Raw genomic sequence first — 22,973 nt, 5'->3', positions numbered from 1 at the left:
ATCAGCCCTCCTGGAGGCCTTCGTGCAGCGTGGTCAGTCCGTGCCGGACGAAGACGGGGACGAGGTCGCCGATGCGGTCGAAGCCGCGCCCGACCGTCTGGCCCAGCGTGTAGCGGTAGTGGATGCCCTCGAGGATCACGGCGAGCTTGAACCAGGCGAACGCCGTGTACCAGGAGACCGCGGAGACGTCGCGCCCCGAGCGCGCGGCGTACCGCTCGATCAGTTCCGACGGCGCCGGGTGCCCGGCCGCCTCGGCGGTCGTGGAGACGGGGGAGTCGGGCATGCCGAGCGGCATGCTGTACATGACCAGCAGGCCGAGGTCGGTGAGCGGATCGCCCAGCGTCGACATCTCCCAGTCGAGGATCGCCTTGATCTGGTCGTCCTCGCCGATCAGCACGTTGTCGAGCCGGTAGTCGCCGTGCACGACGGCCGGGGCGGGGGAGTCGGGCAGCTCGCGTCCGAGGGCGGCGTGCAGCTCGTCGATGCCGTCCAGGTCGCGGTTGCGCGAGGCGTCCAGCTGCTTGCCCCAGCGCCGCAGCTGCCGGTCCAGGAAGCCCTCGGGCCGGCCGAAGTCGGCGAGACCCACCTCGCCCGGGTCGACCGCGTGCAGCGCCACCAGCGTGTCGACCAGGTTCAGCACCGCGCCCCGGGTCCGCTCCGCACCGAGCGGGAGGAGCTGGTCGGCGGTGCGGTAGGGGGTGCCCTCGACGAACTCCATGACGTAGAACGGCGACCCGAGCACCTCCTCGTCCTCGCACAGCAGCACCGGCTCCGGCACCGGCACGGCGGTCGGGTGCAGGGCGCTGATCACCCGGTGCTCGCGCTTCATGTCGTGCGCGGTGGCCAGGACGTGGCCGAGCGGGGGGCGTCTGACGACCCACCGGGAGGTGCCGTCGGAGACCGCGTAGGTGAGGTTCGACCGTCCGCCCTCGATCAGCCGGCCGGACAGCGGGCCGGTCACCAGGCCGGGCCGCTCGCGGTCGAGCAGGCCGCGCAACCGTTCGAGATCGAGTCCGGGCGGGTGGTCGGGGCTCATGCGTCGCTCCTACGGGCGGGGTGGACAGGTACCCGACTCATGATGCCGACCGGTCGGTATGTCGTCCAGAGCGGGGCCGAAACGTGATCGGAGCCACGATAGGCCGATGACTGTCCACGGGAGGCGACCGGGGAGGTTTCGGCCGGTTCGTTCAGGCCATCCGGCTTGCGTGGCGCGCGACGAGCCCGGAAGGTCAGAGCCATGAAGGCCATCAGCTACTCACGGTACGGCGGACCCGAGGTGCTGGCGTTCGGCGAGGTCCGCGATCCGAAGGTCGGCCCCGACGCGGTGCTGGTGAAGGTGCGCGCGGCGGCCGTGAACCCCGTCGACTGGAAGGCCCGCGAGGGATACCTCGACGGGATCCTCGCCCCCGTCTTCCCCGTGGTGCCCGGCTGGGACGTCTCGGGCGTCGTCGTACGGCCGGGCGTGGCCGTCTCGGAGTTCGACGTCGGGGACGAGGTCATCGGGTACGTGCGCGAGGACTTCCTCTCCCGCGGCACCTTCGCCGAGTACGTGGCCGCGCCCCTGCGCACCCTCGCCCGCAAGCCGCGCAACCTCTCCTTCGAGGAGGCGGCCGGGCTGCCGCTGGTCGGGCTCACCGCGTACCAGGTGCTGATCAAGGTGCTCCAGGTGAAGCGGGGCGAGACCGTCCTGGTGCACGCCGCGGCCGGGGGCGTCGGCTCGATCGCCGTGCAACTCGGCGTCCACCTCGGTGCCCGGGTGATCGGTACGGCGAGCGAGCCCAACCACGACTTCGTCAGGGGCCTCGGCGGGGAGCCGGTGGTGTACGGCGAGGGCCTCGGCGAGCGGGTGCGCGGGCTGGCCCCGGAGGGGGTGGACGCGGTGTTCGACACGGTGGGCGGGGACGCGCTGAAGGTGTCGGCGAACCTGCTGGCGCCCGAGGGCCGGCTGGTCTCGATCGCCGACAACGACGTCGTGACCTACGGCGGCCGCTACTACTTCGTCCGCCCCGACGCGCAGGACCTCCAGCACCTGGCCGGTCTCGCGGAGCAGGGCGTGGTGAGCGTGCACGTCGACGAGACGTTCCCCCTGGAGCGGGCTGCGGACGCGCACCGCCTGAACCAGGAGGGCCGCACCCGCGGCAAGATCGTGGTGACGGTGGACTGGGGCGGCGAGGGCGAGGGCGAGTAAGGAACCACGCCCTGGAGGGCCGGTGAGGAGCCACGCCCCGGAGGGCCGGTGCGGAACGGGCCGTCCTAGAGCACGAGGGCGGCTCCGCACACCGCCATCGCCACCGTGCACAGCACCGCGGCCGCCGCGTGCCGGGGGGCGAACGCGGTGGGGCTCGGGGCGGTCGAGAGGGTGTGGATGCGCCGGTGGGCGACGCGCAGGAAGCCCAGCCAGAGCACACAGCACAGCGCGCACGCGACGACTCCGGCCGCCGACGCCCCACCGTGCAGCACGGTCTTCACCGCCAGCACGGTGACGACCGTGCCCGACAGCGTCGTACGCCGCCACGCGAGCCGGGTGCGCTCGGGCTGCAGCCCGGGATCGCGGTCGGGGTCCCGCGGCCGGGTGGCCGGGGCGCTCACCGCTCGCTCCCCGCGAGTACGGCGACACCCGTGTCCGGCGGTGTCGTGCGCCGGGTCCTCCTGGGCTGCACTCCGGGATCGCGGTCGGGGTCCCGCGGCCGGGTGGCCGGGGCGCTCACGCCTCCCACCCCACGAGCACCACCACGACCATGGCGACGGCCACGACCGCGACGACCAGGCTCAGAAGCGCCGGGAACCGGGACACCGGCAGGTCCTCGCCCCGGCGCATGGCCCGTTCGCAGCGCACCCAGTGGTTGACCGCCCGCAGGGAGCACAGCACGCCCGCGGCCAGCAGCGCCAGCGCCAGCCCGACCCGCCAGGCCCAGCGCAGGTCCGGCAGGAACTGGTCCACGGCGAAGCCGCCGCCGATCAGCGCGAGCGCGGTGCGCAGCCAGGCCAGGAAGGTGCGTTCGTTCGCCAGCGAGAACCGGTAGTCCGGCGTCTCGCCGTCCTCCCGGACCTCCGTGGGCGCGAACCACAGCCGGACGTTCCGTACGAACTCGATCACGTGCGCGACCCTACCCGGGCGCCCGGTCCGCCTCCGCTTCAGCCGGCCGACCGGAACGCCTTGAGCCGCTCGTACGCCGCCAGCCCGTCCGGCACCCACTCCCAGTCGGTCAGACGCCGCTCGACCTCCGCCTCGGAGAGGAAGTCGTGCCAGGCCACCTCCTCGACCTGTGGCTGCACCGGGAGCTCGCAGCGGACGTCGTAGACCGCCGACCACCAGGTCCGGCCGGAGCCGTCGTCGTAGAGGAAGGTGAAGAGGTGCCGCGGCTGCGGCAGACCACTCACGCCCAGCTCCTCCTCGGCCTCGCGCAGGGCCGCCGTGTCGTAGGACTCGCCCGCGCCGACGACTCCGCCGACGAACATGTCGTGGAGGGAGGGGAAGACCAGCTTGGTCGGGGTGCGCCGGTGCACGAAGATCCGGCCCTCGGCGTCCCGGGCCTGGATGAACACGCAGCGATGGCGCAGTCCCCGGGCGTAGACCTCGCCGCGCGGGCACTGCCCGACGACCCGGTCGTTCTCGTCGACGATGTCGAGGATCTCGTCAGCAGCGCTCATGGCCTCATCCAAGCAGGACGCGCGCTCCGAGCGATCCCGGCCGGACGCGCGCCCCAGGTGTTGCCGGCCGGACACGCGCCCCGGGCGGCGCGAGGCGCGTCAGGGCGAGGCGGGGCTGACCGCGGGTGCGGCCACTCGGGCCCGCTCCGGAGCCCCGTGCGGCATCGCCGGATGCAGACCCAGCAGCACGATCCCGGCGACCACGGCCAGCAGACCGCCGGCCTCCCAGGTCAGGGCCGCCGCGTCGGTGCGCAGCCGGTCGCCGAGGAAGCCGACGCCGCAGACGATCCCGGCGAGCGGCTGCGCCGCGGTCAGGGCGGGCAGGGACTTGCGCAGGGACGCGGTCTCGAACGCGCTCTGCACGAGCACCAGGCCCGTGACGCCCAGCGCCAGCACCGCGTACGGCTCCCAGCCGGTGAGCAGCTCGGCGAAGCCGCCGTCGGCGACCTTCTGCCCGCTGACCCTGGTCAGTGCGTCCTGCACGCCGTAGAGCAGCCCGGCGGCCAGGGCCAGCAGCACCGGGCCGGAGCTCAGCCGGGTCCGCTTGCCGTGGGTCGTGAGGAGCAGGGCGAGCCCGATCATGACCCCGATGATCAGCCACTGCCGCACCGGGTCGGCCGTCGCGGCGCCGCCCTCCGGCTGACCCGCCACGATGAACGCGGTCACACCGCCCGCCAGCAGGAGGAGGCCCGCCCAGCCCTGGCGGCCGAGCGGCTGCCGGGTCTGCTTGCGGGAGAGCGCGAGAGCGAAGAGCAGGTTCGTCGCCAGCAGCGGCTCCACCAGCGACAGCTCGCCCTGCCCCAGGGCGGCGGCGCCGAGCCCCATGCCGACCACCATGAGCGCGATGCCGCCGAGCCAGCGGGGCACCTTCACGAGGTCGATCAGCAGGCGGAAGGAGAGGAAGTCGCTCAGCGGGGCACGCTGAGCCGCGTTCTGCTGGAGGACGAAGCCGAAGCCCAGACAGCAGGCGGCGCCCAGGGCGAGCGCCAGTACTGGAACCGACACGCGGTGTACCTCGATCGTCAGGTCGGGTCACGGTTGCGTAGGGGCCGACTGTACCGGCCGGCTCCGCCCGGCGCGCCCGTACGTCATGCCATCGTCGGGGGCGACGGCAGCCCACGCTATGACGTACGTCACAAAGGGCGAAACGGATCAATCGGATGCTCGTCACACCCGTCTCCCATGCCCCTTGGATCACAATTGCCTCACAAGTAACGCCAATTGACGCGTGTAACGCCCAGGTGGCCCTTGACGACGACCCTTGGCTGGGGGTTGGCTGTGCGTGATCAGTTCATGGCGGTGCGCACACCGCGCTCCCCCTGTCGCCGTGAGCCGGAACACAAGAAGAGCGCGTGAGGAAGTTCGCGGTGTCTCCACCCCCGCCTCCCCTCGGCCGTGGCCGCAGACGTGCGGCGCAGGCCTTCGACGAGGCCCTCGACGACGCCGAGCTCGTGGCCGCCCGTGCCGCGCTGGCGCAGGGCCGCTGGCAGAACGCCCGTTCCCTGCTGGTCCACACCGGGGACGACTGGGACCGGCGCGGCCACCGCGTCACCGTCCTCGCCCGCGAGTCCTACTGCGCCGCGTGGGCCCGGGAGTGGCTGCTCGCCGAACCCGAGTCCGCCGACGCCTCGGTGCTGCTCGCCCTCGCCCAGGTCCGGCGCGCCGTGCACGGCAAGGTCAAGCCGGTCCGGGCCCGCGAGGCCTGCCAGACCGCCGTGACCCGTGCTCCCGCCGACCCCACCCCCTGGCTCGGCCTGCTCATGCTGGACTGCGCGGTCGGCGCCGACCAGGACGTGATCCGCGGCTTCGAGGCGGTCCGCGCCCGCTACGCCGACCACCACCACGCTCACCATCTGATGATCGCCCGGCTCGCCGCCCGCCGTACCGAGGCCGGTCCGGACCCGCTGCACGAGGTCTACGACTTCGCCAACTGGGCCGCCGAACAGGCCCCCGCCGACTCCCCCCTCGCGATCCTGCCTGTCATCGCGCACGCCGAGCGGTACCGCGTGCTGGCCGCCGCCGGGCACGCACCCGCCGACCCGGCCGCCTCCGGCCACTGGACGGGCCGCCGCGCCCGGCAGGTCATGAAGGCCGCCTTCGACTGGTGGCTGGAGTGGGAGCTGGAGGGGCACCCGCGGCGGCTGATCGACCTGAACTTCCTCGCCCACGCCAAGTTCTGCGAGGGGCGGGGCGCCGAGGCCGCCGCCCTGTTCCACCGGATCGGCCGCCACGCCACCCCGGCGCCCTGGTCGTATCCGGACCGCGACCCGCACACCGCTTTCGCCGCCGCCCGCGCCAGGGCGCTCGGCACGGTTTGACCCCCCGACCCGAAGAGTGAGGACGCTCCCCCGATGACCACGGACAGTTCGAGAACGAGCCCATCCGCCTCCGGCGGCATCAGTACGTTCAAGGGGGAGGAGCGCGCCCTGCGCGCCGACCGGCTCGGCACCGGGGGCCTGCTGCTCTCCGTCCTCGCCGCGACCGCCCCGCTCATGGTCGTCGCGGGTGTCATGCCCACCACATTCGCGGTGATGGGCATCGTCGGCCAGCCGCTGCTCTTCGTCGCCCTCGGCGTCGTCCTGATCCTGTTCAGCGTCGGCTACGCCGAGATGAGCCGCCACGTCCACAACGCGGGCGCCTTCTACGCGTACATCTCCCGCGGCCTCGGCGGCACCGCCGGCGCGGGCGCCGCCCTGGTCGCCCTCGTCGCCTACAACGCGCTCCAGGTCGGCATCTACGGCATCTTCGGCTTCGAGGTCTCCGGGCTCTTCGCCACCTACGCCGACCTGGAGATCGCCTGGTGGATACCGGCCCTGGCGGCCGCGCTCGCCGTTGGGCTGCTCGGCTGGCTGAAGATCGACGTCAACGCCCGCGTGCTCGGCGTGCTGCTGGTCATCGAGGTGCTCCTCGTCGTGATCTTCGACATCGCCGCCCTCGCCGACCCCGGCAAGGAGGGCCTGTCGCTGCACGCCTTCAACCCCGACACGCTCACCGGCGCGGGCGTCGGCACCGCGCTGTGCTTCTGCATCGCCGCCTTCCTCGGCTTCGAGCAGGCCCCTGTCTACGCCGAGGAGACCAGCCGCCCGCACGTGCTGGTGCCGCGGGTGATGTTCTTCGCCGTCGGCGGGGTCGCCGTCTTCTTCGCGCTGAGCTCGTGGGCCCTCACCGTCGCCGCCGGCCCCTCCGCCATCGTCGGCACGTCCCAGAAGCAGAGCGCCGGGCTGCTGTTCTTCCTCACCGAGTCCCGCCTGGGCGGCACCTTCACCGACATCCTGCACGTCCTGTTCGTCACCGGCATGTTCGCCGCGCTGCTCAGCTTCCACAACGTCGTCGCCCGCTACGCCTTCGCCATGGGCCGCGAGGGGCTGCTGCCGGCCGCCTTCGGCCGCACCAGCGGCAGCAGCGGCGCCCCGGGCACCGGCTCGCTGCTCCAGACCGTCGTGGCCGTGGTGGTCGTGGCGGCCTTCGCCCTCGCCGACGACAAGCCGGCCGGCGACCCGACCGCCCCCGTCCTGCACCTGTTCACCTGGTTCGGCAACATCGGCGCCCTCGGCGTGATCGTGCTGATGGCGGCGGCGTCCCTGTCCGTCGTCGTCTTCTTCGTCCGCCGCGGCGCCGCCGGCGCCCAGGCCTGGCGGCTGGTCACGTCCGCGCTGGCGGGCATCGCCCTGCTGGTGATCGCCGGCTACACGGTGAAGGACTTCGAGGTGCTGGTCGGCGCCGGCCCCGGCTCCTCGCTGAGCTGGGTGCTTCCCGGCATCATCGGCCTCGCGGCACTCGCCGGTGTGGTCCTCGGCCTGGTGCTGCGCGCCCGCGCCCCCGAGAAGCACGCCCGGATCGGCCTCGGCAACGAGGCGTTCCAGCTCGACAAGGCGGCCTCCACCTGACGCGGCCCGCGTAAGAAGTGGTTACGGAAGTCTGACGAGCACCCGCGATCCCTGTCGTACCGGGACCGCGGGTGCTCGAATGAGAACGTGAACCAGGACGTACCCAAGGGTGTGAACGACGAGCGCCCCGAAGAGCGGGGCACCCCGATCGGCCGCCGCGTCTTCCTCGGCACCCTCGCCCTGGGCGCCGCGGGCGTGGTCGCCGCACCCCCGCTGCAACGCGGCCTGGAGGCCTTCCTCGGCGGAGCGGCCGACAAGGACCCCACCGGCCTGACCGGCCTGCTCCCCAACGGCGGTGGCTTCCGCTACTACTCGGTCGCCTCCTCCGTCCCGCGCAAGAACGCCGGCACCTACCGCCTCACCGTGGACGGCCTGGTCGACCGCCCCACGACCTACACCCTCGACGACCTCAAGGCCCTGCCCCAGACCCGCATGGTCCGCGACGTCCAGTGCGTCACGGGCTGGCGCGTGCCCGACACCCCCTTCGAGGGCGTACGCCTGTCCCGGATCCTGGACGCCGCCCGGGTCCGCCCCACGGCCAGAGCCATCCGCTTCACCTGCTTCGACGGCACGTACACCGAGAGCCTCACCCTCGATCAGGCCCGCCGCGCGGACGTCCTGGTCGCCCTGCGCATGCAGGACAAGGACCTCGGCCACTCCCACGGCGGCCCGGTCCGCCTCTACGTGGCGCCCATGTACTTCTACAAGTCCGCCAAGTGGCTCTCCGGCATCACCGTCACCGACGAGGTCCGGCCGGGCTACTGGGAGGAGCGCGGCTACGACGTCGACGCCTGGGTGGGCCGCTCGAACGGACGCGACGATGCCCCTACGAGCTGACACACCGCCGGTCACGGCCGACGTGCGCCGCTTCACCACGCTGCAGCGCTGGACCCACCGCACCACGGCCGTCCTGATGGGCATCTGCGTCGTCACCGCGGCCTGCCTCTACATCCCCCAGCTCGCCGAACTCGTCGGCCGCCGCGCCCTGGTCGTCACCCTGCACCAGTGGGCCGGCCTCGCTCTGCCCGTCCCCGTCCTGGCCGCCCTCGCCTCCCGGGCCTTCCGCGCCGACCTCGGCCGCCTCAACCGCTTCGGCCCGCACGACCGCACCTGGCTGCGCGCCGCCCTGCACCGCGACAAAAGCCGGTCGTCCCGCCCCGCGGCCAAGTTCAACGCCGGCCAGAAGCTCTACGCGGCCTGGATCGCCGGCGCCACCCTGGTCATGCTCGCCACGGGCCTGATGATGTGGTTCACCCACCTCACCCCCCTGCTCTGGCGTACCAGCGCCACCTTCGTCCACGACTGGCTGGCCCTCACCATCGGCATCGTCCTGGCCGGCCACATCGGCATGGCCCTGGCGGACCCGGAATCCAGGAGGGGTATGCGCACGGGCAGGGTGAGCAGCGAGTGGGCGGACCGGGAGCACCCTCTGTGGCGTCCTTGAGTCTTCAGGGGCGCGGGGAACTGCGCGAACAGCCACGACGCACCCGCACGCGGCTACCGGCGGTCAGGTCCATGGCGCGGGGGCGAAATCCAACAGCACCTTGCAGGACCGACTCCGATCACTGGCCAGGGCGAAAGCAGACTCGGCTTCCCCCACGGGAACCACCGCACTGATCAGCCCGTCGAACGCCGGCTCCCCGGCCAGCAGCGCCAGCGCCTCGTCGAACTCACCGTCGAAGCGGAACGCCCCGCGCAGCTCGGTCTCCCGGCTCACCACGAGGTTCCCCGCGATCGGACTGTGCCCCGCCGGCAGCATCCCCAGTTGCACGACGACCCCGCCCCGCCGCACCCGCCGCAGACACGCGTCGAGCCCCGCGGCCACCCCGGACGCCTCGATGGCCACATCGACCTCGTCCGGCCACCCGCGGTCGTCGGGATCATCGGCCCGTACGACCGTCCCGGCCCCGGCGATCCGCCCGTACGCGAGCGCCTCGGGCAGCAGATCCGAGACCGTGACGTGCGCGGCCCCGGCCGCCTTCGCCGCCGCGACCACCAGACACCCGATGGGCCCGGCGCCCGTCACCAGCACATGTCGGCCCGCCACCCCACCGGCCCGCCGCACCGCGTGCAGAGCGACGGACAGGGGCTCGGCGAGTGCCGCCCGCCGCAGGTCGAGCCCGGCCGGCAGGGGCCGCACCTGCTCGGCGGGTACGACGACCTGGGCGGCGAAACCGCCCTGGACGTGCGGGAAGCGGGCCGCGCTGCCGAGGTAGCGCGTGTCCCGGCACACGTTCCGCCGATCGTCGGCGCACTCCGGGCACACCCCGCAGGGAGTCGCCGGGTGCACCGCGACGGCCGTACCGGGAGGGGGGCCTGACGCGCCGTCACCATAGGAGAGGGCCGTCCCGACCACCTCGTGCCCGAGCACCATCGGCTCCCTCAGCCGGAAGTCGCCGACCCCGCCGTGCCGCCAGTAGTGCAGATCGGACCCGCACACCCCGCCGTACCGCACGGCGACCAGCGCCTGACCCGGTCCGGGCCGCGGCACCGGCAGCTCCGCCACCCGCAGATCGCCCTGACCGTGGATCACACACCCCAGCATCACAGCCGCCTCCCGGCAGGTCACAGCACGCTCGTCATACCGCCGTCGACATACAGCACCTGCCCGCTGACGAAGTCCGCCGCGGGGGAGGCGAGGAACAGCACCCCGCCCACCAGGTCCTGCGTACGGCCCCAGCGCCCGGCCGGAGTGCGCCGCCGCACCCAGGCGCCGAACTCCTCGTCCTCCACCAGCGTCCGGGTCAGCTCCGTCTCGATGTAGCCCGGGCCCAGGCCGTTGACCTGCACTCCGTAGGGCCCCCAGTCCGCGCACATGCCCTTGGTGAGCATCTTCAGGGCGCCCTTGGTGGCGGCGTACGGCGCGATCCCGGGCCGCACCACCTCGCTCTGCAGCGAGCAGATGTTGATGATCTTCCCGTGGCCGCGTTCCGTCATCCGGCGCGCCGCCTCACGGCCGACCAGGAAGGCGCTGGTCAGGTTGGTGTCCAGGATCCGGTGCCAGTCGGACTCCCCGAACTCCAGGAGCGGGGCGCGCAGTTGCATGCCCGCGTTGTTGACGAGGATGTCGAGCGGGCCCACCCGCTCCTCGACCTCGGCGACCCCCGAGGCCACCGATGATCCGTCGGTCACGTCGAACGCGGCCGTGTGCACCCGGTCGCCGGGCAGCCCGGCAGCGGCCTCGGCGAGCCGGTCCTTGTCGCGTCCGTTCAGCACGACCGTGCAGCCGGCCTCCGCCAGACCGCGCGCGAGCGCGAGTCCGATGCCCCGGCTGGAGCCGGTGACCAGGGCCGTACGGCCGCCGATGTCGAAGAGGGGATGAGCCGTCATCGCCGCGGCGCTCCTAGATCACGAGGGACAACAGCAGGACCAGACCGCCGGCGACCACCGAGATGATCGTCTCCATGACGGACCAGGTCTTGATGTTCTGACCGATGCTCAGCCCGAAGTACTCCTTCACCATCCAGAACCCGGCGTCGTTGACATGGCTGAAGAACAGCGAGCCGGCACCGATGGCCAGGACGAGCAGAGCGGCGTGCGTGGTGGACATGTCCGCCGCGAGCGGAGCGACCAGACCGGCCGCCGAGACCGTGGCCACCGTCGCCGAACCGGTCGCGAGCCGGATCACCACCGCGATCAGCCAGGCCAGCAGCAGCGCGGGGACGGCCCAGTCCTCGGAGACGTCCAGGACCATCTGCCCCACGCCCGTGTCGATGAGCGTCTGCTTGAAGCCGCCGCCCGCGCCGACGATCAGCAGGATGCCCGCGATCGGCATGAGGCTCTTCTCGACGAGCGGCGAGATCCGCTCCTTGGAGAACCCGGCAGGCCGCAGCAGCGTGAAGATGCCGACCAGCACCGAGGCGAGCAGGGCGATCATCGGGGCGCCGATGACGTCGAAGACGCGCTGCACCGGGTTCTCGGGATCGTCCACGACGATGTCGACCAGGGCCTTGGCGAGCATGAGGATCACCGGGAGCAGCACGGTGAAGAGCGTGGCGCCGAAGCCGGGACGCTTCTCGAGGTCCTCGGAGGCGCGCTGCGGGATCATCTTCTCGGGGGCCGGGACGTCGACCCAGCGAGCCGCGTACTTGGAGAACACCGGCCCGGCGATGATCACCGTCGGGATGGCGACGAGAACGCCGAGCGCCAGCGTCACGCCGAGGTCGGCCCCGACGGCGTCGATCGCGACCAGCGGACCGGGGTGCGGCGGCACCAGGCCGTGCATCACGGACAGGCCCGCGAGCGCCGGGATGCCGATGCGCATCAGCGAGTAGTTGCCGCGCTTGGCGACCATCAGCACGACGGGGATCAGCAGCACTATGCCGACCTCGAAGAACAGCGGCAGCCCGATCACGGAGGCGATCAGCACCATCGCCCACGGCATCGACCGCCCGCCGGCCTTGGCGAGGATGGTGTCGACGATCTGGTCGGCACCGCCGGAGTCGGCGAGCATCTTGCCGAGGACCGCCCCGAGGGCGATCAGCACACCGACGCCGGCGACCGTGGAGCCGAGGCCGGCGCTGAAGCTGAGCAGCACCTTGTCCAGGGGTGCCCCGGCGATCGCGCCGAGCGCCAGTGACCCGATGGTCAGTGACAGGAAGGCGTGCAGCTTGAACTTCGTGATGAGCAGGACGATGACGGCGATGCCCGCCAGGACGGCGATGCCCAGCTGAGCGTGGCCGGCCGAGGTGATCGGCTCGGGTGCGTCCGCTGCCAGCATCTCGACGCTGAGTCTGGTCACGGTGGGTTCCCTTGCGTTGGGGAGAAGGGGAGAGGGGAGGGGGAATCCGCCAGGGGCTACTGGACGGGCTCGGGGAGGTCCTGCAAGGCGTGCACCGCCCGCTCGGTGATCTCCTCCGGGCCGCCCGCGACATCCACCCCGACTCCCGCCTCGTCCGCCGCGAGGGGCTGGAGCGTGGCGAACTGGGAGTCGAGCAGCGCCGTGGGCATGAAGTGCCCCTGCCGGTGCGACATCCGGTCCTCGATCAGCGCGCGGTCACCCGTGAGGTGCACGAAGACCACGCCCGGCGCGGCGGCCCGCAGCCGGTCGCGGTACGACCGCTTCAGTGCCGAGCAGCTGACGACCCCGCCGAGCCCGGCCCGCCCGTGCGCCCACGCGCCGATGGCGTCGAGCCAGGGCAAGCGGTCCTCGTCGGTGAGCGGGGCCCCGGCCGACATCTTGGCGATGTTGGCCTGCGGGTGGAAGTCGTCGCCCTCGGCGTACGGAACGCCGAGCCGGGCCGCGAGCAGGGGACCGATGGTGGTCTTGCCGGTGCCCGCTACGCCCATGACCACGACGACATGGGGGGTGTTCATCGCTGCCTCACTGTCTGCTGTCCGAGGTCGACACATGATGTCGACGCCACTGAAACCCATTAGGTACGACGAATTCAAGAGATCGTGATGATTAAGTCTGACTTTTTGTCTCCGTGATCTACCCCGTACGCTGAGTGCATGAACGCAACGGGCCGGGGGCTGCACGGCCGGGTACTGGACACCCTCGGCCCCGAGATCACGGCGGGTGAGTACCCGCCAGGCAGCGTTCTGCGCACGGACGAACTCGCCCAGCGTTTCGACGTGTCGCGCTCCGTGATGCGCGAGGCGGTCCGTGTGCTGGAGTCCATGTACCTGGTCGAGTCCCGCCGCCGCGTCGGCGTGACGGTCCGCCCGAAGTCCGAGTGGAACGTCTACGACCCGCAGGTCATCCGCTGGCGCCTGGCCGGAGCCGACCGCCCCGGGCAGCTGCGGTCCCTGACGGTGCTGCGCTCGGCGGTCGAACCGGTCGCGGCCGGCCTCGCCGCCCGGCACGCCACGGCCGAGCAGTGCGCCGAGCTCACCGAGTGCGCCCTCGGCATGGTCGCCCACTCACGCGGTCACAAACTAAAGGGGTACCTCCACCACGACGTCGCCTTCCACCGCGTCGTCCTCGTGGCCTCCGGCAACGAGATGTTCGCCCGCCTCGGCGACGTCGTCGCCGAGGTCCTGACGGGCCGCACCCAGCACGACGTGATGTTCGAGGACCCCGACCCTGCCGCCGTCACCCTGCACGTCCAGGTCGCCGAGGCCATCCGCGAAGGCGACGCCGCCCGGGCGGAGGAACTGACCAGGGAGATCACGGTCGGCGCCCTCCAGGAACTCGACATCCTGGCGCCGTAGCACCCGCAGTGCCGAGGGCTCCGCGTCTGCCGCCGTGGTACCCGCTACGCCGGAAACTCCCTGTCGACGTACACCCAGGCCCCGTCGACCCGCTCGAACCGGCTCAGCTCGTGCAGGGAGCCGCCCCGGTACGACGCCCGGAACTCCACGGTGCCGGTGGTGTGGAAAGCGGACCCCTCGCTCGTCCCCAGGACCTCCAGCCCGGTCCACCGCATCCCCGCATCCAGCCCCAGCCGCCCCGGCCGCGTCCGCGGATGCCACGTCCGCAGCAGATACGCGACGTCCCCCTTCACGAACGCGCAGTACCGCGACCGCATCAGCGCCTCGGCGGTCGGCGCGGCGGCGTCCCCGGAATGGAACCGGCCGCAGCACGCGTCGTAGGCCTGGGGGAGCCCGCACGGGCAGGAACGGGTGGTCATGGTCACCTCTCCGGGAAACGCCTGAGGGCCGTGACCTCACGGTCACGGCCCTCAGGCTCATGTGTCCGAGGGGGGACTTGAACCCCCACGCCCGATAAAGGGCACTAGCACCTCAAGCTAGCGCGTCTGCCATTCCGCCACCCGGACAAGGTGTCTGTCGCGCGGGTTCTCCCCGCGGCGACGACGTAAACATTACCAGGCTTTCCGGGGTGGCCGATCACCCCCCGTCCGCACCCCGGTGGGGCGTGAACGGCGTGTGACGGGCCGGGAGCGCTCTTGGGGTGCGGGCCCGGGAGAGAGAGGATGAGGGGGACCCACCAGCAGTGACACCGGGAGGAAGCACGTGAGCGAGACGGACACGGCCAGGAGCGTCACCGGCGAGGACGAGGTCGTGGACCTCTGCCGCGAGCTGATCCAGATCGACACCAGCAACTACGGCGACCACTCGGGTCCGGGCGAGCGCAAGGCGGCGGAGTACGTCGCCGAGAAGCTCGCCGAGGTCGGGCTCGAACCCCAGATCTTCGAGTCCCACCCGGGCCGCGCCTCCACGGTCGCCCGGATCGAGGGCGAGGACCCCTCCCGGCCCGCGCTCCTCATCCACGGCCACACCGACGTCGTACCGGCCAACGCGGACGACTGGACCCACCACCCCTTCTCCGGCGAGGTCGCCGACGGCTGCGTGTGGGGCCGCGGGGCCGTCGACATGAAGGACATGGACGCGATGACCCTCGCGGTCGTCCGCGACCGGCTGCGCAGCGGGCGCAAGCCCCCGCGCGACATCGTCCTCGCGTTCCTCGCCGACGAGGAGGCCGGCGGCACGTACGGCGCCAAGCACCTCGTGCGCAACCACCCCGACCTGTTCGAGGGCGTCACCGAGGCGATCAGCGAGGTGGGCGGTTTCTCGTTCACCGTGAGCGAGCAGCGGCGGCTCTATCTGATCCAGACGGCCGAGAAGGGCATGCACTGGATGAAGCTCACCGTGGCCGGCACGGCCGGGCACGGGTCGATGATCCACCGGGACAACGCGATCACCGAGCTGTCGGAGGCCGTCGCGCGGCTCGGGCGGCACAAGTTCCCGGTGCGCGTCACCAAGACCACCCGCGCCTTCCTCGACGAACTCGGTGACGCGCTGGGCACCGAGCTCGACCCGGAGGACATGGAGTCGACCCTCGCCAAGCTCGGCGGCATCGCCAAGCTCATCGGCGCGACGCTGAGCAACACGGCCAACCCCACGCAGCTCGGTGCCGGTTACAAGGTCAACGTCATCCCGGGCGAGGCGACCGCCCACGTCGACGGACGGTTCCTGCCCGGCCACGAGGAGGAGTTCCTCGCCGACCTCGACCGGATCCTCGGCCCGAACGTGCGGCGCGAGGACGTCCACGCCGACAAGGCCGTCGAGACCACCTTCGACGGGGCGCTCGTGGCGGCGATGCAGTCCGCGCTGCTGGCCGAGGACCCGACCGCCAAGGCGGTCCCCTACATGCTCTCCGGCGGCACGGACGCGAAGTCCTTCGACGACCTGGGCATCCGCGGTTTCGGCTTCGTGCCGCTGAAGCTGCCGCCGGAGCTTGACTTCGCCGGCATGTTCCACGGTGTGGACGAGCGGGTGCCGGTGGAGGGCCTGCAGTTCGGCGTGCGGGTGCTCGACCGCTTCATCGACCTGTCCTGAGCTCCCCTGCTGTTCTGAGCCCCCTGGAAAGGCCGGTATTCGATCGCGCGTACGGAATCGACTGGGAAGAGTGAATGCGACCATAAGCTCGTAGCCTCATTACTCCCTCCTCGTTACAGGTAATGCGATCGCAAGATGGGTCGCTTTGCCAACTAGGAGGAATAATGATCAAGAAGGTCGTCGCTGCTGCGGCTGCCACCGGTGGGCTGGTTCTCGCGGGCGCGGGCCTGGCCGTCGCCGACTCGGGTGCTCAGGGTGCCGCCGTGCACTCCCCGGGCGTCCTGTCCGGCAACGTTGTCCAGGCGCCCGTTCACGTCCCGGTGAACGTCTGCGGCAACACGGTCTCCGTGATCGGGCTGCTGAACCCCGCCTTCGGCAACACCTGCATCAACAAGTGATGCTTTCCCCTCGCTGAGGGGAGTTCGAAGCCATCGGTCCCGGAGCGCGTGCCATGCGATCCGGGACCGAACGCTTCTTTCGAGGAATTCGAGAAGAATTCGAGACAGGGTCGAAGGCAGGTATTCATCACATGCGACAGGCTACCCGCAAGGGTCTGATGACCGTGGCGGCCGCGACCGGCGTGATCGCCGCCGCGGGCGGCTCCGCTCACGCCGACTCGGGCGCCCAGGGTTCGACGTCGGGCTCGCCCGGCGTGCTGTCCGGAAACTCGGTGCAGGTGCCGGTGTACGCGCCGGTCAACGTGTGCGGGAACACGGTCAACGTCGTCGGCGTGCTCAACCCGTCGGTGGGCAACTCGTGTGCCAACAAGGGCGGTGGATCGTCGGGGGGATACGGCGAAAACAGCGGCCAGGGCGGTCACGGCGGCTCCCACGCCGGTGGGCACGCCACCGACTCGCCCGGCGTCGGCTCGGGCAACCACGTCCAGGCGCCGGTCCACGTGCCGGTGAACGTCTGCGGCAACAGCGTCGACGTCATCGGCGTCGGCAACCCCAGCACGGGCAACGAATGCTCCAACGGCGGCGGCCACCACGGCACCCCGCCGGGCGGCGGCCACGAGACCCCGGGCCAGCCGGGGAACCCCGGGAACCCGGGGAACCCGGGGAACCCGGGCCAGCCGGGAAACCCCGGTAACCCGGGCGATCCCGGCACGCCTGGCAACCCGGGCGATCCCGGCAACCCGGGCGATCCCGGCAACCCTGGTCACCCGGGCAACCCCGGTGAGCCCGGTCACCCCGGCACCCCGGGCACCCCGCCCTCCACGGGCGGTGAGACCCCGGGCGGCTCCTCGCACGGCAACAAGCCGGGCGGCCAGTTCGTCACGCAGCCCGACGGTGACGCCCAGCTCGCCAGCACCGGCAGCGATCTGCCGCTCGGTCTCGCCCTGCCGGCCGGCGCGGGCGCGCTGCTCGCGGGTGCGGTCCTCTACCGCAAGGCCCGCGCCTCAGCCTGACATCCCCGCACACGGAGCGGGCCCCGCTGCCGCGGGGCCCGCTCCGTCATGTGTGCTCTCCCGGTGCCCCGTCCCCGCTCACCACGTGGCCCGCACCTGGCGGATGATCCGCCGGCGCAACCGCACCTTGCGGCTGCCGTCGCGCAGCAGGGTCAGACGGTGCAACTCCCAGTGTCCGTACTCCGCGTGGTCCGTCAGCAGACGTGCCGTCTCGTTGCGGGAGACCCCGCGGGGGACGTACACGTCGACAAATTCGTATTCCGGCATCGCATCTATTGTGCGGGCTGGGGCCCGGTACGGATAGCGTCTGCACTATGTCTGATGCTGCGCAGCCCACCGCTGCTGAGGTACGCGCCGCCGCCGAGGCGGTCAAGACCGCGCTCGACCGCCACCTGGCCGCGGTCGAACGCAGGTCGGGGGAGGACGACCCGGCCGTGTTCGAGGCGTTCAACCAGCTGGCCGCGGCCGCAGAGGTGTACGACGAACTGCTCTACGACCGCTACGACGAGGTCACACCCTTCGAGATCCCCGGTGCGGAGGACGCGCTGCCCCCGTACACGGGACCCGAGGAACCGAACGCGCTGAGTGTGCTGATCCGTCGTGACTACGCCGTCGCCGAGCCGCAGCGCCTGCTGGCGCACGCCGAGCGGATCGAGGCGGCGGAGGGCGATGACGGCTCCCCGGCCTCCGGGACCGTGCACGGCGCGCTGGGGCTGCTGTTCGGCGAGTTCGAGCCCGACGAGATCGCGTCCCGGCACAAGGAGTTCGGGCTGGAGGAGGGCGACTCCACGCTCTGGGTGACGGCGGCGGACGAACCGGCCGACCCCGGCGAGTGGCTGGAGGCGCCGTTCGAGCAGGTCGATCCGCAGCAGGTGGTCTGCCGCTTCGACGTCAGCGCCGTATTCGACGACGAGATCGACGACGTCGACGACGAGGACGACGCGGACGGCGACGATCTCGAGGACGAGCTCGTAGGCGACCTGGACGAGGACGAGGACCTGGAACCGCTGGACGCGGACCGCCGCTGAGCACGCACGACGGCGACCACGGGGGTGGTGGTCAGCGGCCCGGGCCCCTGACCACCACCCCCGTCACCTGCCGCTGACCTGCGGCGCGAGCAGCACCGGAAGCCGGGTCGTCCGCGGCTTCGCCGGGACCTCGGCCACGGCCCGGGGCAGTGCCTGTTCCACCCCGTGCACCACGGACAGATGCCGGTCGGCCCGCCCGAACGCCGTGTACACCCACGGCCTGCTGAGCGCCTGTGCCGCATCGCCGGGCAGCACCACGACCACCGCGGGCCACCGGCTCCCCACGGCCTGGTGCGCGGTCAGCGCCCATCCGTGCCGCACCGACTGCTCCACCCGCTCCTTCGGTACGACGACGGTCTCGCCCTCGCACGACAGGTGCAGTCCCTCGGCGTCCGCCGTCACCACCCGGCCCGGCAGCGCACGACCCGGGGCGGGGGAGTGGACGATCCGGTCACCGGGGTCGAAGCCGCCGAAGCGGCCCGGGCCCGGATTGAGCCGTTCCTTCAGGGCCGCGTTGAGCGCACGCGTCCCGACGGCGCCGCCGTGCCCGGGGGTGATCACCTGGGTCTCCTCGGCCGGCACACCGATCGCCCGGGGCACCGAGTCCGCGACGAGCTGCACCGTCCGGTGCACCGCCTCGCCCGCGTCCCGCACCGGCACGATCACGACCTCCTTGCCGGGGGCCTCGACCTGGTTCAGCTCGCCGATGCCGATACCGGAGACCAGCTCGCCCAGCGGCCCCGGATCCGGACGCCGCGAGGCCACCTGGGGGCAGATCCGCGCCGCGAGCAGATCCGCGAACACCCGCCCCGGCCCCACGGACCACAGCACCGCCGGATCCCCGGCCAGCACCAGCCGTGCCCCGTCCGGCAGCGACTCCGTCAGCAGAGCCGCCGTCTCGACATCCAGCTGCGGTGCGTCGAGCACGACGAGCAGATCGAGATCGAGGGTCCCGTCCGCGTCCCGGCCGGGCCCTTCGGTGCCGGCGAGCAGCCCGGAGACGGTGACGACGGGAGAGTCGCCCGGTCCGGCCGGGGGCGCGTCCGCTCGCCCGGGACCGTCCGCCGCCTGGCCGGACCGCCGCAGCAGGGCCGCGAAACGGCTGCGGCCGCTCGGGCCGTGCGCGGCAGCCCAGGCCCGCAGTCCGAGGGTCCTCGCGGCGTTCAGCAGTGCCGCGGGCTCGGCCAGGGACGCCTCCCCGCCGGTGTGCAGCACCAGGCCCTGGCCGGCCACCGCGCGGATCAGCTCCGCCGTCGACCCCTGGGCCGCGGCGGCCGCCCGCTCCCAGTCCTCGGCCGAACCGTCCTGCTTGGGCGCCGAGTTGACGAGTCGGCCCAGGCCGTCGGCCAGGCTCTCCTCCGCCAGCGCGAACCGCTCGAGGCCGACCAGGACACGGACCGGACGTTCCACGTCCTCCTCGTCCCCTTCCGCGGCCGTCGGGGTGCCGGGCTCCTCCAGGGCGTCCTGGAAGACCAGTGCCTCCCCCTCCGCGATCGCGTCCTGCACGGCGCTCTCGGGCTCGGGAACACCGCGCTGGGCCAGGGCCGCGAGGAGCGCCGGCATCTCCAGGGCCGTGTGCCCGACCAGCGCCGCCTGCTCCAGGAGCCAGCCGGTGACGGCCCGGCCGCGCCGCTCGTCGTCCGGCCCGCACTCGGCACCGAGCAGGGAACGCGCGAATCCGTCGGCCTGTTCCGGCCGCACGCCGGCGGTCCGCAGCAACTGCCAGGGGTCGGCGCGCAACTGGTCGTCCGCACCCTCGCCGAGTGCCGCGGCGATCTGCGGTGCGAGCACCTCCGGGGCACCGCCCTCGGCGAGCACCTGCCGCACGGCCTGGACCGCCGCCGGCGCGGGAGCCGCCGACGCGGCGGCGGGCTGGGGTACCACCGGCTGCGGGCGCCGCTCCGGCTCGGGGGCGGAGCGGCGGGGGGCCGGCCGGGACTCCTCGAACACCGTGGCCACGGGCTTCTCGCCGCTCTCGACGGCCCGTACGGCCGCGAGCAGGTCGGCGGCCTTGCCGCTCAGTTTGGTGCCGCTCTCGATCGGCGCCTTCTTCTCGGCCTTGCGCTGCTCGATGCGCTCCCGCTCGGCCTGCTGGGCCCGCAGCTCGGCCTCGGCCTCGGACACCTGCCCGACACTCGCTTCAGGGCTCTCGGACACCTGCCCGGCGTCCGCGTCGGCGGCCTCGGCTTCGGACTGCTGCGGGACGCCCGCTCCAGTGCCCTCGGTCTCGGACGTCTGCCCGGCGTCCGCGTCGGCGGCCTCGGCTTCGGACTTCTGCGGGACGCCCGCTCCAGTGCCCTCGGTCTCGGACGTCTGCCCGGCGTCCGCGTCGGCCGCTTCCGCCTCGGGGCCCTGCCCGTCATCCTCCGCCCCAGCCGCCTCCCCGGCGCCCTCCGCCGCGGAGGTCTCCCCGGCTCCCGCGCCCCCGCCCACGGTGTCGGGTACCTGCCCGGTGCCCGGCGTCCCCGGCTCGGTGTCCTCCGTGGTCTCGGGCTCCGTGCTCACAGCGTGCTCCAGTCGTGATCGGGATAGCGGTGCACGGGCGCCGACACATCGTCGAGCGCCCGGCAGATCTCGTCAGGAAGACTAAGGGTCTCCACTGACAATGCCGCCGTGAGCTGCAGTGCGTTGCGCGCGCCGACGATCGGGGCGGTCACGCCGGGCCGGTCGCGCACCCACGCCAGGGCGACGTGGAGCGGCGTCACCGCGAGCCCGTCGGCCGCGGTCGCCACGGCGTCCACGATGCGGCTCGCCGTGTCGTCGAGGTACGGCGCGACGAAGGGCGCGAGATGCTCCGACGCACCGCGTGAGTCCGGCGGCATCGTGTCGCCCCGGTACTTGCCCGTCAGCACCCCGCGCCCGAGCGGCGAGGACGGCAGCAGGCCTATGCCCAGGTCCAGCGCGGCCGGCAGCACCTCACGCTCGACACCGCGCTGGAGCAGGGAGTATTCCAGCTGCGTACCGGCCACCCGGGTCCGGATGCCAGGAGCCGCCAGCTGCCAGGTCGCAGCCCTGGCCAGCTGCCAGCCGCAGAAGTTGGAGACTGCGGCGTAGCGGGCACGCCCGCTGGAGACCGCCAGGTCGAGGGCCTGGAGGGTCTCCTCCAGCGGGGTGTCCGGGTCGTACGCGTGCACATGCCACAGGTCGACGTAGTCGGTGCCGAGCCGCGCCAGCGAGGCGTCCAGGGCGGAGAGCAGATGGCCACGGGAGCCGTCGAAGCGGCGGTCCGGGTCCGGCACACTGCCGGCCTTGGTCGAGATGACCAGGTCACGGCGCGGCACCAGGCCGTCCATGAGCCTGCCGAGGAGGTACTCGGCCTCACCGTCGCCGTACACGTCCGCGGTGTCGACGAGGGTCCCGCCCGCTTCCCAGAACGTCTTCATGAGGTCCGCGGCGTCATGCTCGTCGGTGTCCCGCCCCCAGGTCAGGGTGCCGAGCCCGATCCGGGACACACGAAGGCCGGTGCGGCCGAGATGCCTCTGCTCCATGAACGCCGAGATTACTGGCCAGAACCTACGGTGTGGGTGGCTGCGGACCACGGATTTTCCGAGGACGGGACGGGGGCGGGACCGTGACCCCGCGCGGTCCGCGGGGGCTCCGGCGCGAAGGTGAGCCGGGCCGGCCGGTGGTGCCGGGAGCGCTCGGCTAGCACCTGCCGTCCGACACCTGAAGGCCCTTTCCGGCGCCCGCGGTTCGGCTCACGACGGCCGGCACGCAGGCGGCGGCGTCCGCCCCGAACTCGTACGGGATGGCGACGGTGGTGTTCGACTTCGGGTCCGGTCCGGCCGGATGGTTCTCGCTGCCGGGAGCGGACCAGGTCACGTTGTCGAAGATGTTGCCGCCGACCTGCCAGTACCCGGCCTCGTCGGTGTAGAAGGTGCCGAGGACGTCCTTGGAGTCCTCGAAGTAGTTGTTGTCCACCTTGGCGCGGGCGCCGGCGCGGGAGTTGATGCCGGACTCGTTGAGGCGCACGTAGTGGTTGTTGTAGAGGTGCGCGATGCCGCCGCGCAGCAGCGGGGCGCGGGAGTCGATGTTCTCGTACCGGTTGTGGTGGTACGTGATGTAGCCGTTCGACCGGTCGCTCTCGCTGTTGCCGACCAGGCCGCCGCGGCCGGAGTTGCGCAGGACGCTGTAGGACAGGGTGACGTACTGGGTGTTGTCCTTGAGGTCGAACAGGCCGTCGTAGCCCTCCGACTCGCCGCCCGACGCCTCCAGGGTGGTGTGATCGATCCAGACGTTGCGGACGTTGCGCTCGATGCCGATGGCGTCCCCGCCGTTGGACGTGGGGGAGCCCGACTTCTTGACGTTCCGGACGGTCACGTTCTGGACGATGATGTTCTGCGATTCGCGGATGTGAATGCCCAGTTGATCGAAGACGGCGCCGCTGCCGACCCCGACGAGAGTCACGTTGCTGACCTTCTTGAACTCGATCACGCCGTCGGCGGTGTCGCATCCGGTGCCGGAGACCTTCTTGGTGTTGGCGTGGTTGATGGTCCCGGTGACCTCGATGGTGATCGGGGTGCTGGTGCTCGCCCGGCCACAGAGGGCCTGGTGGATCGCCGTTCCGGTCGTCGCCCGGACCGTCTGGCCTCCGGCGCCGCCGGTGGTTCCGCCGTTCTGGGTCGCGTAGCCGGTGGCGCTGCCGGTGGCCGCCGACGCCTCGGGCATCGACACGAGGGTGCCGGTCGCGGCGGCGAGGGCCATCGTGGCCAAGGCCGTGGGGAGTCGCAGGGGGAGTGCTCGCTTCATCGG

General features: G+C 72.2%; 23 protein-coding genes, 1 tRNA gene and 1 pseudogene. 10 read left to right on the top strand and 15 right to left on the bottom strand.

Annotation, left to right across the window (positions count from 1 at the left end):
* Position 1 precedes the first annotated feature (1 nt).
* A complete protein-coding gene (locus HDC93_RS10470; RefSeq protein WP_185009445.1) occupies positions 2-1,036 on the bottom strand; it encodes a phosphotransferase family protein in 1,035 nt (344 codons plus the stop codon).
* Between the two features lie 201 nt (positions 1,037-1,237).
* Here HDC93_RS10470 and HDC93_RS10465 point away from each other — a divergent pair, with 201 nt between their 5' ends.
* Complete coding sequence (locus HDC93_RS10465) at positions 1,238-2,188, top strand: NADP-dependent oxidoreductase (protein ID WP_185009443.1); 951 nt, start codon at positions 1,238-1,240, stop codon at positions 2,186-2,188.
* Between the two features lie 65 nt (positions 2,189-2,253).
* Here the strand turns inward: HDC93_RS10465 and HDC93_RS10460 are convergent, their stop codons facing one another.
* The 4 genes from HDC93_RS10460 to HDC93_RS10445 all read right to left on the bottom strand — a co-directional run bounded on the left by HDC93_RS10460 (position 2,254) and on the right by HDC93_RS10445 (position 4,656).
* Positions 2,254-2,589, bottom strand: coding sequence for a DUF202 domain-containing protein (locus tag HDC93_RS10460; RefSeq protein ID WP_185009441.1), 336 nt, complete (start codon positions 2,587-2,589; stop codon positions 2,254-2,256).
* Positions 2,590-2,704: 115 nt separating this feature from the next.
* Positions 2,705-3,097, bottom strand: a complete 393-nt coding sequence (locus tag HDC93_RS10455; RefSeq protein ID WP_185009439.1) for a DUF202 domain-containing protein — start codon at positions 3,095-3,097, stop codon at positions 2,705-2,707.
* Positions 3,098-3,135: 38 nt separating this feature from the next.
* The gene (locus HDC93_RS10450) at positions 3,136-3,651 is read right to left on the bottom strand and encodes an NUDIX hydrolase (RefSeq protein WP_185009437.1); all 516 of its coding nucleotides are present in this window, start codon (positions 3,649-3,651) and stop codon (positions 3,136-3,138) included.
* A gap of 99 nt (positions 3,652-3,750) precedes the next feature.
* On the bottom strand, positions 3,751-4,656 hold the full coding sequence (locus tag HDC93_RS10445) for a DMT family transporter (RefSeq protein WP_185009435.1): 906 nt from the start codon (positions 4,654-4,656) through the stop codon (positions 3,751-3,753).
* Between the two features lie 362 nt (positions 4,657-5,018).
* Between HDC93_RS10445 and HDC93_RS10440 the strand changes: the two genes are divergently transcribed.
* The 4 genes from HDC93_RS10440 to HDC93_RS10425 all read left to right on the top strand — a co-directional run bounded on the left by HDC93_RS10440 (position 5,019) and on the right by HDC93_RS10425 (position 8,982).
* Positions 5,019-5,969 (top strand): hypothetical protein, encoded by a 951-nt coding sequence (locus tag HDC93_RS10440; protein ID WP_185009660.1) that lies wholly within the window; start codon positions 5,019-5,021, stop codon positions 5,967-5,969.
* Between the two features lie 33 nt (positions 5,970-6,002).
* Positions 6,003-7,538 carry an APC family permease gene (locus HDC93_RS10435; protein ID WP_185009433.1) on the top strand — a complete coding sequence of 512 codons (1,536 nt, stop codon included), beginning with the start codon at positions 6,003-6,005 and terminating at the stop codon, positions 7,536-7,538.
* Positions 7,539-7,649: 111 nt separating this feature from the next.
* Positions 7,650-8,375: a molybdopterin-dependent oxidoreductase gene (locus HDC93_RS10430; RefSeq protein WP_185009658.1), complete on the top strand. Its 726-nt coding sequence runs from the start codon at positions 7,650-7,652 to the stop codon at positions 8,373-8,375.
* Positions 8,359-8,982 carry a cytochrome b/b6 domain-containing protein gene (locus HDC93_RS10425; protein ID WP_185009431.1) on the top strand — a complete coding sequence of 208 codons (624 nt, stop codon included), beginning with the start codon at positions 8,359-8,361 and terminating at the stop codon, positions 8,980-8,982. The genes HDC93_RS10430 and HDC93_RS10425 overlap by 17 nt, the downstream gene beginning before the upstream one ends.
* A 63-nt stretch (positions 8,983-9,045) precedes the next feature.
* Here HDC93_RS10425 and HDC93_RS10420 read toward each other — a convergent pair whose 3' ends face one another.
* From HDC93_RS10420 to HDC93_RS10405, 4 genes are read right to left on the bottom strand one after another with little or no spacing between them, the layout of a single operon-like run.
* On the bottom strand, positions 9,046-10,083 hold the full coding sequence (locus HDC93_RS10420) for an L-idonate 5-dehydrogenase (protein WP_185009429.1): 1,038 nt from the start codon (positions 10,081-10,083) through the stop codon (positions 9,046-9,048).
* 20 nt (positions 10,084-10,103) lie between these two features.
* Positions 10,104-10,868: an SDR family oxidoreductase gene (locus HDC93_RS10415; protein WP_185009427.1), complete on the bottom strand. Its 765-nt coding sequence runs from the start codon at positions 10,866-10,868 to the stop codon at positions 10,104-10,106.
* 13 nt (positions 10,869-10,881) lie between these two features.
* Positions 10,882-12,279 (bottom strand): gluconate:H+ symporter, encoded by a 1,398-nt coding sequence (locus HDC93_RS10410; RefSeq protein WP_185009425.1) that lies wholly within the window; start codon positions 12,277-12,279, stop codon positions 10,882-10,884.
* Between the two features lie 56 nt (positions 12,280-12,335).
* The gene (locus tag HDC93_RS10405; RefSeq protein ID WP_185009423.1) at positions 12,336-12,854 is read right to left on the bottom strand and encodes a gluconokinase; all 519 of its coding nucleotides are present in this window, start codon (positions 12,852-12,854) and stop codon (positions 12,336-12,338) included.
* Between the two features lie 138 nt (positions 12,855-12,992).
* On the opposite strand from HDC93_RS10405, the gene HDC93_RS10400 reads away from it, so the two are divergent.
* Positions 12,993-13,694, top strand: coding sequence for a FadR/GntR family transcriptional regulator (locus tag HDC93_RS10400; RefSeq protein WP_185009421.1), 702 nt, complete (start codon positions 12,993-12,995; stop codon positions 13,692-13,694).
* Positions 13,695-13,738: 44 nt separating this feature from the next.
* Here the strand turns inward: HDC93_RS10400 and HDC93_RS10395 are convergent, their stop codons facing one another.
* The gene (locus HDC93_RS10395; RefSeq protein ID WP_185009419.1) at positions 13,739-14,113 is read right to left on the bottom strand and encodes a YchJ family protein; all 375 of its coding nucleotides are present in this window, start codon (positions 14,111-14,113) and stop codon (positions 13,739-13,741) included.
* 62 nt (positions 14,114-14,175) lie between these two features.
* A tRNA-Leu gene (locus tag HDC93_RS10390) sits at positions 14,176-14,260 on the bottom strand.
* A 196-nt stretch (positions 14,261-14,456) separates the two neighbouring features.
* On the opposite strand from HDC93_RS10390, the gene HDC93_RS10385 reads away from it, so the two are divergent.
* From HDC93_RS10385 to HDC93_RS39285, 3 genes are all read left to right on the top strand, one after another.
* Positions 14,457-15,782: a M20/M25/M40 family metallo-hydrolase gene (locus HDC93_RS10385; protein WP_185009418.1), complete on the top strand. Its 1,326-nt coding sequence runs from the start codon at positions 14,457-14,459 to the stop codon at positions 15,780-15,782.
* A gap of 164 nt (positions 15,783-15,946) precedes the next feature.
* Positions 15,947-16,180, top strand: coding sequence for a chaplin ChpH (chpH, locus tag HDC93_RS10380; protein WP_185009416.1), 234 nt, complete (start codon positions 15,947-15,949; stop codon positions 16,178-16,180).
* 131 nt (positions 16,181-16,311) lie between these two features.
* A complete protein-coding gene (locus HDC93_RS39285; RefSeq protein ID WP_185009414.1) occupies positions 16,312-17,193 on the top strand; it encodes a chaplin family protein in 882 nt (293 codons plus the stop codon).
* Between the two features lie 78 nt (positions 17,194-17,271).
* On the opposite strand, the gene HDC93_RS10370 is transcribed toward HDC93_RS39285, so the two are convergent.
* Positions 17,272-17,460 carry a DUF5703 family protein gene (locus HDC93_RS10370; RefSeq protein WP_185009412.1) on the bottom strand — a complete coding sequence of 63 codons (189 nt, stop codon included), beginning with the start codon at positions 17,458-17,460 and terminating at the stop codon, positions 17,272-17,274.
* Between the two features lie 47 nt (positions 17,461-17,507).
* Between HDC93_RS10370 and HDC93_RS10365 the strand changes: the two genes are divergently transcribed.
* Positions 17,508-18,221: a hypothetical protein gene (locus HDC93_RS10365; RefSeq protein WP_185009410.1), complete on the top strand. Its 714-nt coding sequence runs from the start codon at positions 17,508-17,510 to the stop codon at positions 18,219-18,221.
* A 63-nt stretch (positions 18,222-18,284) separates the two neighbouring features.
* Here the strand turns inward: HDC93_RS10365 and HDC93_RS10360 are convergent, their stop codons facing one another.
* The 3 genes and pseudogenes from HDC93_RS10360 to HDC93_RS10350 all read right to left on the bottom strand — a co-directional run.
* Entirely contained in the window at positions 18,285-20,726 is a 2,442-nt protein-coding gene (locus HDC93_RS10360; protein ID WP_185009408.1) for a helix-hairpin-helix domain-containing protein, read from the bottom strand.
* A complete protein-coding gene (locus tag HDC93_RS10355) occupies positions 20,723-21,709 on the bottom strand; it encodes an aldo/keto reductase (RefSeq protein ID WP_097215692.1) in 987 nt (328 codons plus the stop codon). The genes HDC93_RS10360 and HDC93_RS10355 overlap by 4 nt, the downstream gene beginning before the upstream one ends.
* Before the next feature lie 160 nt (positions 21,710-21,869).
* Positions 21,870-22,970 (bottom strand): annotated as a pseudogene (locus tag HDC93_RS10350) (polysaccharide lyase family 1 protein); the annotation flags it as partial.
* Positions 22,971-22,973 lie beyond the last annotated feature (3 nt).

This window comes from Streptomyces sp. AK010 (assembly GCF_014207295.1).
In the GTDB taxonomy this organism is placed as follows: domain Bacteria; phylum Actinomycetota; class Actinomycetes; order Streptomycetales; family Streptomycetaceae; genus Streptomyces; species Streptomyces massasporeus.
Note: the sequence above shows the minus strand (reverse complement) of the source record. Positions and strands in the feature narration are given on the sequence as shown.

What these genes read in the sequence shown, in the direction of transcription:
- HDC93_RS10470 (WP_185009445.1), bottom strand. Translation starts at nt 1,036, where the DNA reads ATGAGCCCCGACCACCCGCCCGGACTCGATCTCGAACGGTTGCGCGGC.
- HDC93_RS10465 (WP_185009443.1), top strand. Translation starts at nt 1,238, where the DNA reads ATGAAGGCCATCAGCTACTCACGGTACGGCGGACCCGAGGTGCTGGCG.
- HDC93_RS10450 (WP_185009437.1), bottom strand. Translation starts at nt 3,651, where the DNA reads ATGAGCGCTGCTGACGAGATCCTCGACATCGTCGACGAGAACGACCGG.
- HDC93_RS10435 (WP_185009433.1), top strand. Translation starts at nt 6,003, where the DNA reads ATGACCACGGACAGTTCGAGAACGAGCCCATCCGCCTCCGGCGGCATC.
- HDC93_RS10425 (WP_185009431.1), top strand. Translation starts at nt 8,359, where the DNA reads ATGCCCCTACGAGCTGACACACCGCCGGTCACGGCCGACGTGCGCCGC.
- HDC93_RS10420 (WP_185009429.1), bottom strand. Translation starts at nt 10,083, where the DNA reads ATGCTGGGGTGTGTGATCCACGGTCAGGGCGATCTGCGGGTGGCGGAG.
- HDC93_RS10415 (WP_185009427.1), bottom strand. Translation starts at nt 10,868, where the DNA reads ATGACGGCTCATCCCCTCTTCGACATCGGCGGCCGTACGGCCCTGGTC.
- HDC93_RS10405 (WP_185009423.1), bottom strand. Translation starts at nt 12,854, where the DNA reads ATGAACACCCCCCATGTCGTCGTGGTCATGGGCGTAGCGGGCACCGGC.
- HDC93_RS10400 (WP_185009421.1), top strand. Translation starts at nt 12,993, where the DNA reads ATGAACGCAACGGGCCGGGGGCTGCACGGCCGGGTACTGGACACCCTC.
- HDC93_RS10395 (WP_185009419.1), bottom strand. Translation starts at nt 14,113, where the DNA reads ATGACCACCCGTTCCTGCCCGTGCGGGCTCCCCCAGGCCTACGACGCG.
- chpH (WP_185009416.1), top strand. Translation starts at nt 15,947, where the DNA reads ATGATCAAGAAGGTCGTCGCTGCTGCGGCTGCCACCGGTGGGCTGGTT.
- HDC93_RS39285 (WP_185009414.1), top strand. Translation starts at nt 16,312, where the DNA reads ATGCGACAGGCTACCCGCAAGGGTCTGATGACCGTGGCGGCCGCGACC.
- HDC93_RS10370 (WP_185009412.1), bottom strand. Translation starts at nt 17,460, where the DNA reads ATGCCGGAATACGAATTTGTCGACGTGTACGTCCCCCGCGGGGTCTCC.
- HDC93_RS10365 (WP_185009410.1), top strand. Translation starts at nt 17,508, where the DNA reads ATGTCTGATGCTGCGCAGCCCACCGCTGCTGAGGTACGCGCCGCCGCC.
- HDC93_RS10355 (WP_097215692.1), bottom strand. Translation starts at nt 21,709, where the DNA reads ATGGAGCAGAGGCATCTCGGCCGCACCGGCCTTCGTGTGTCCCGGATC.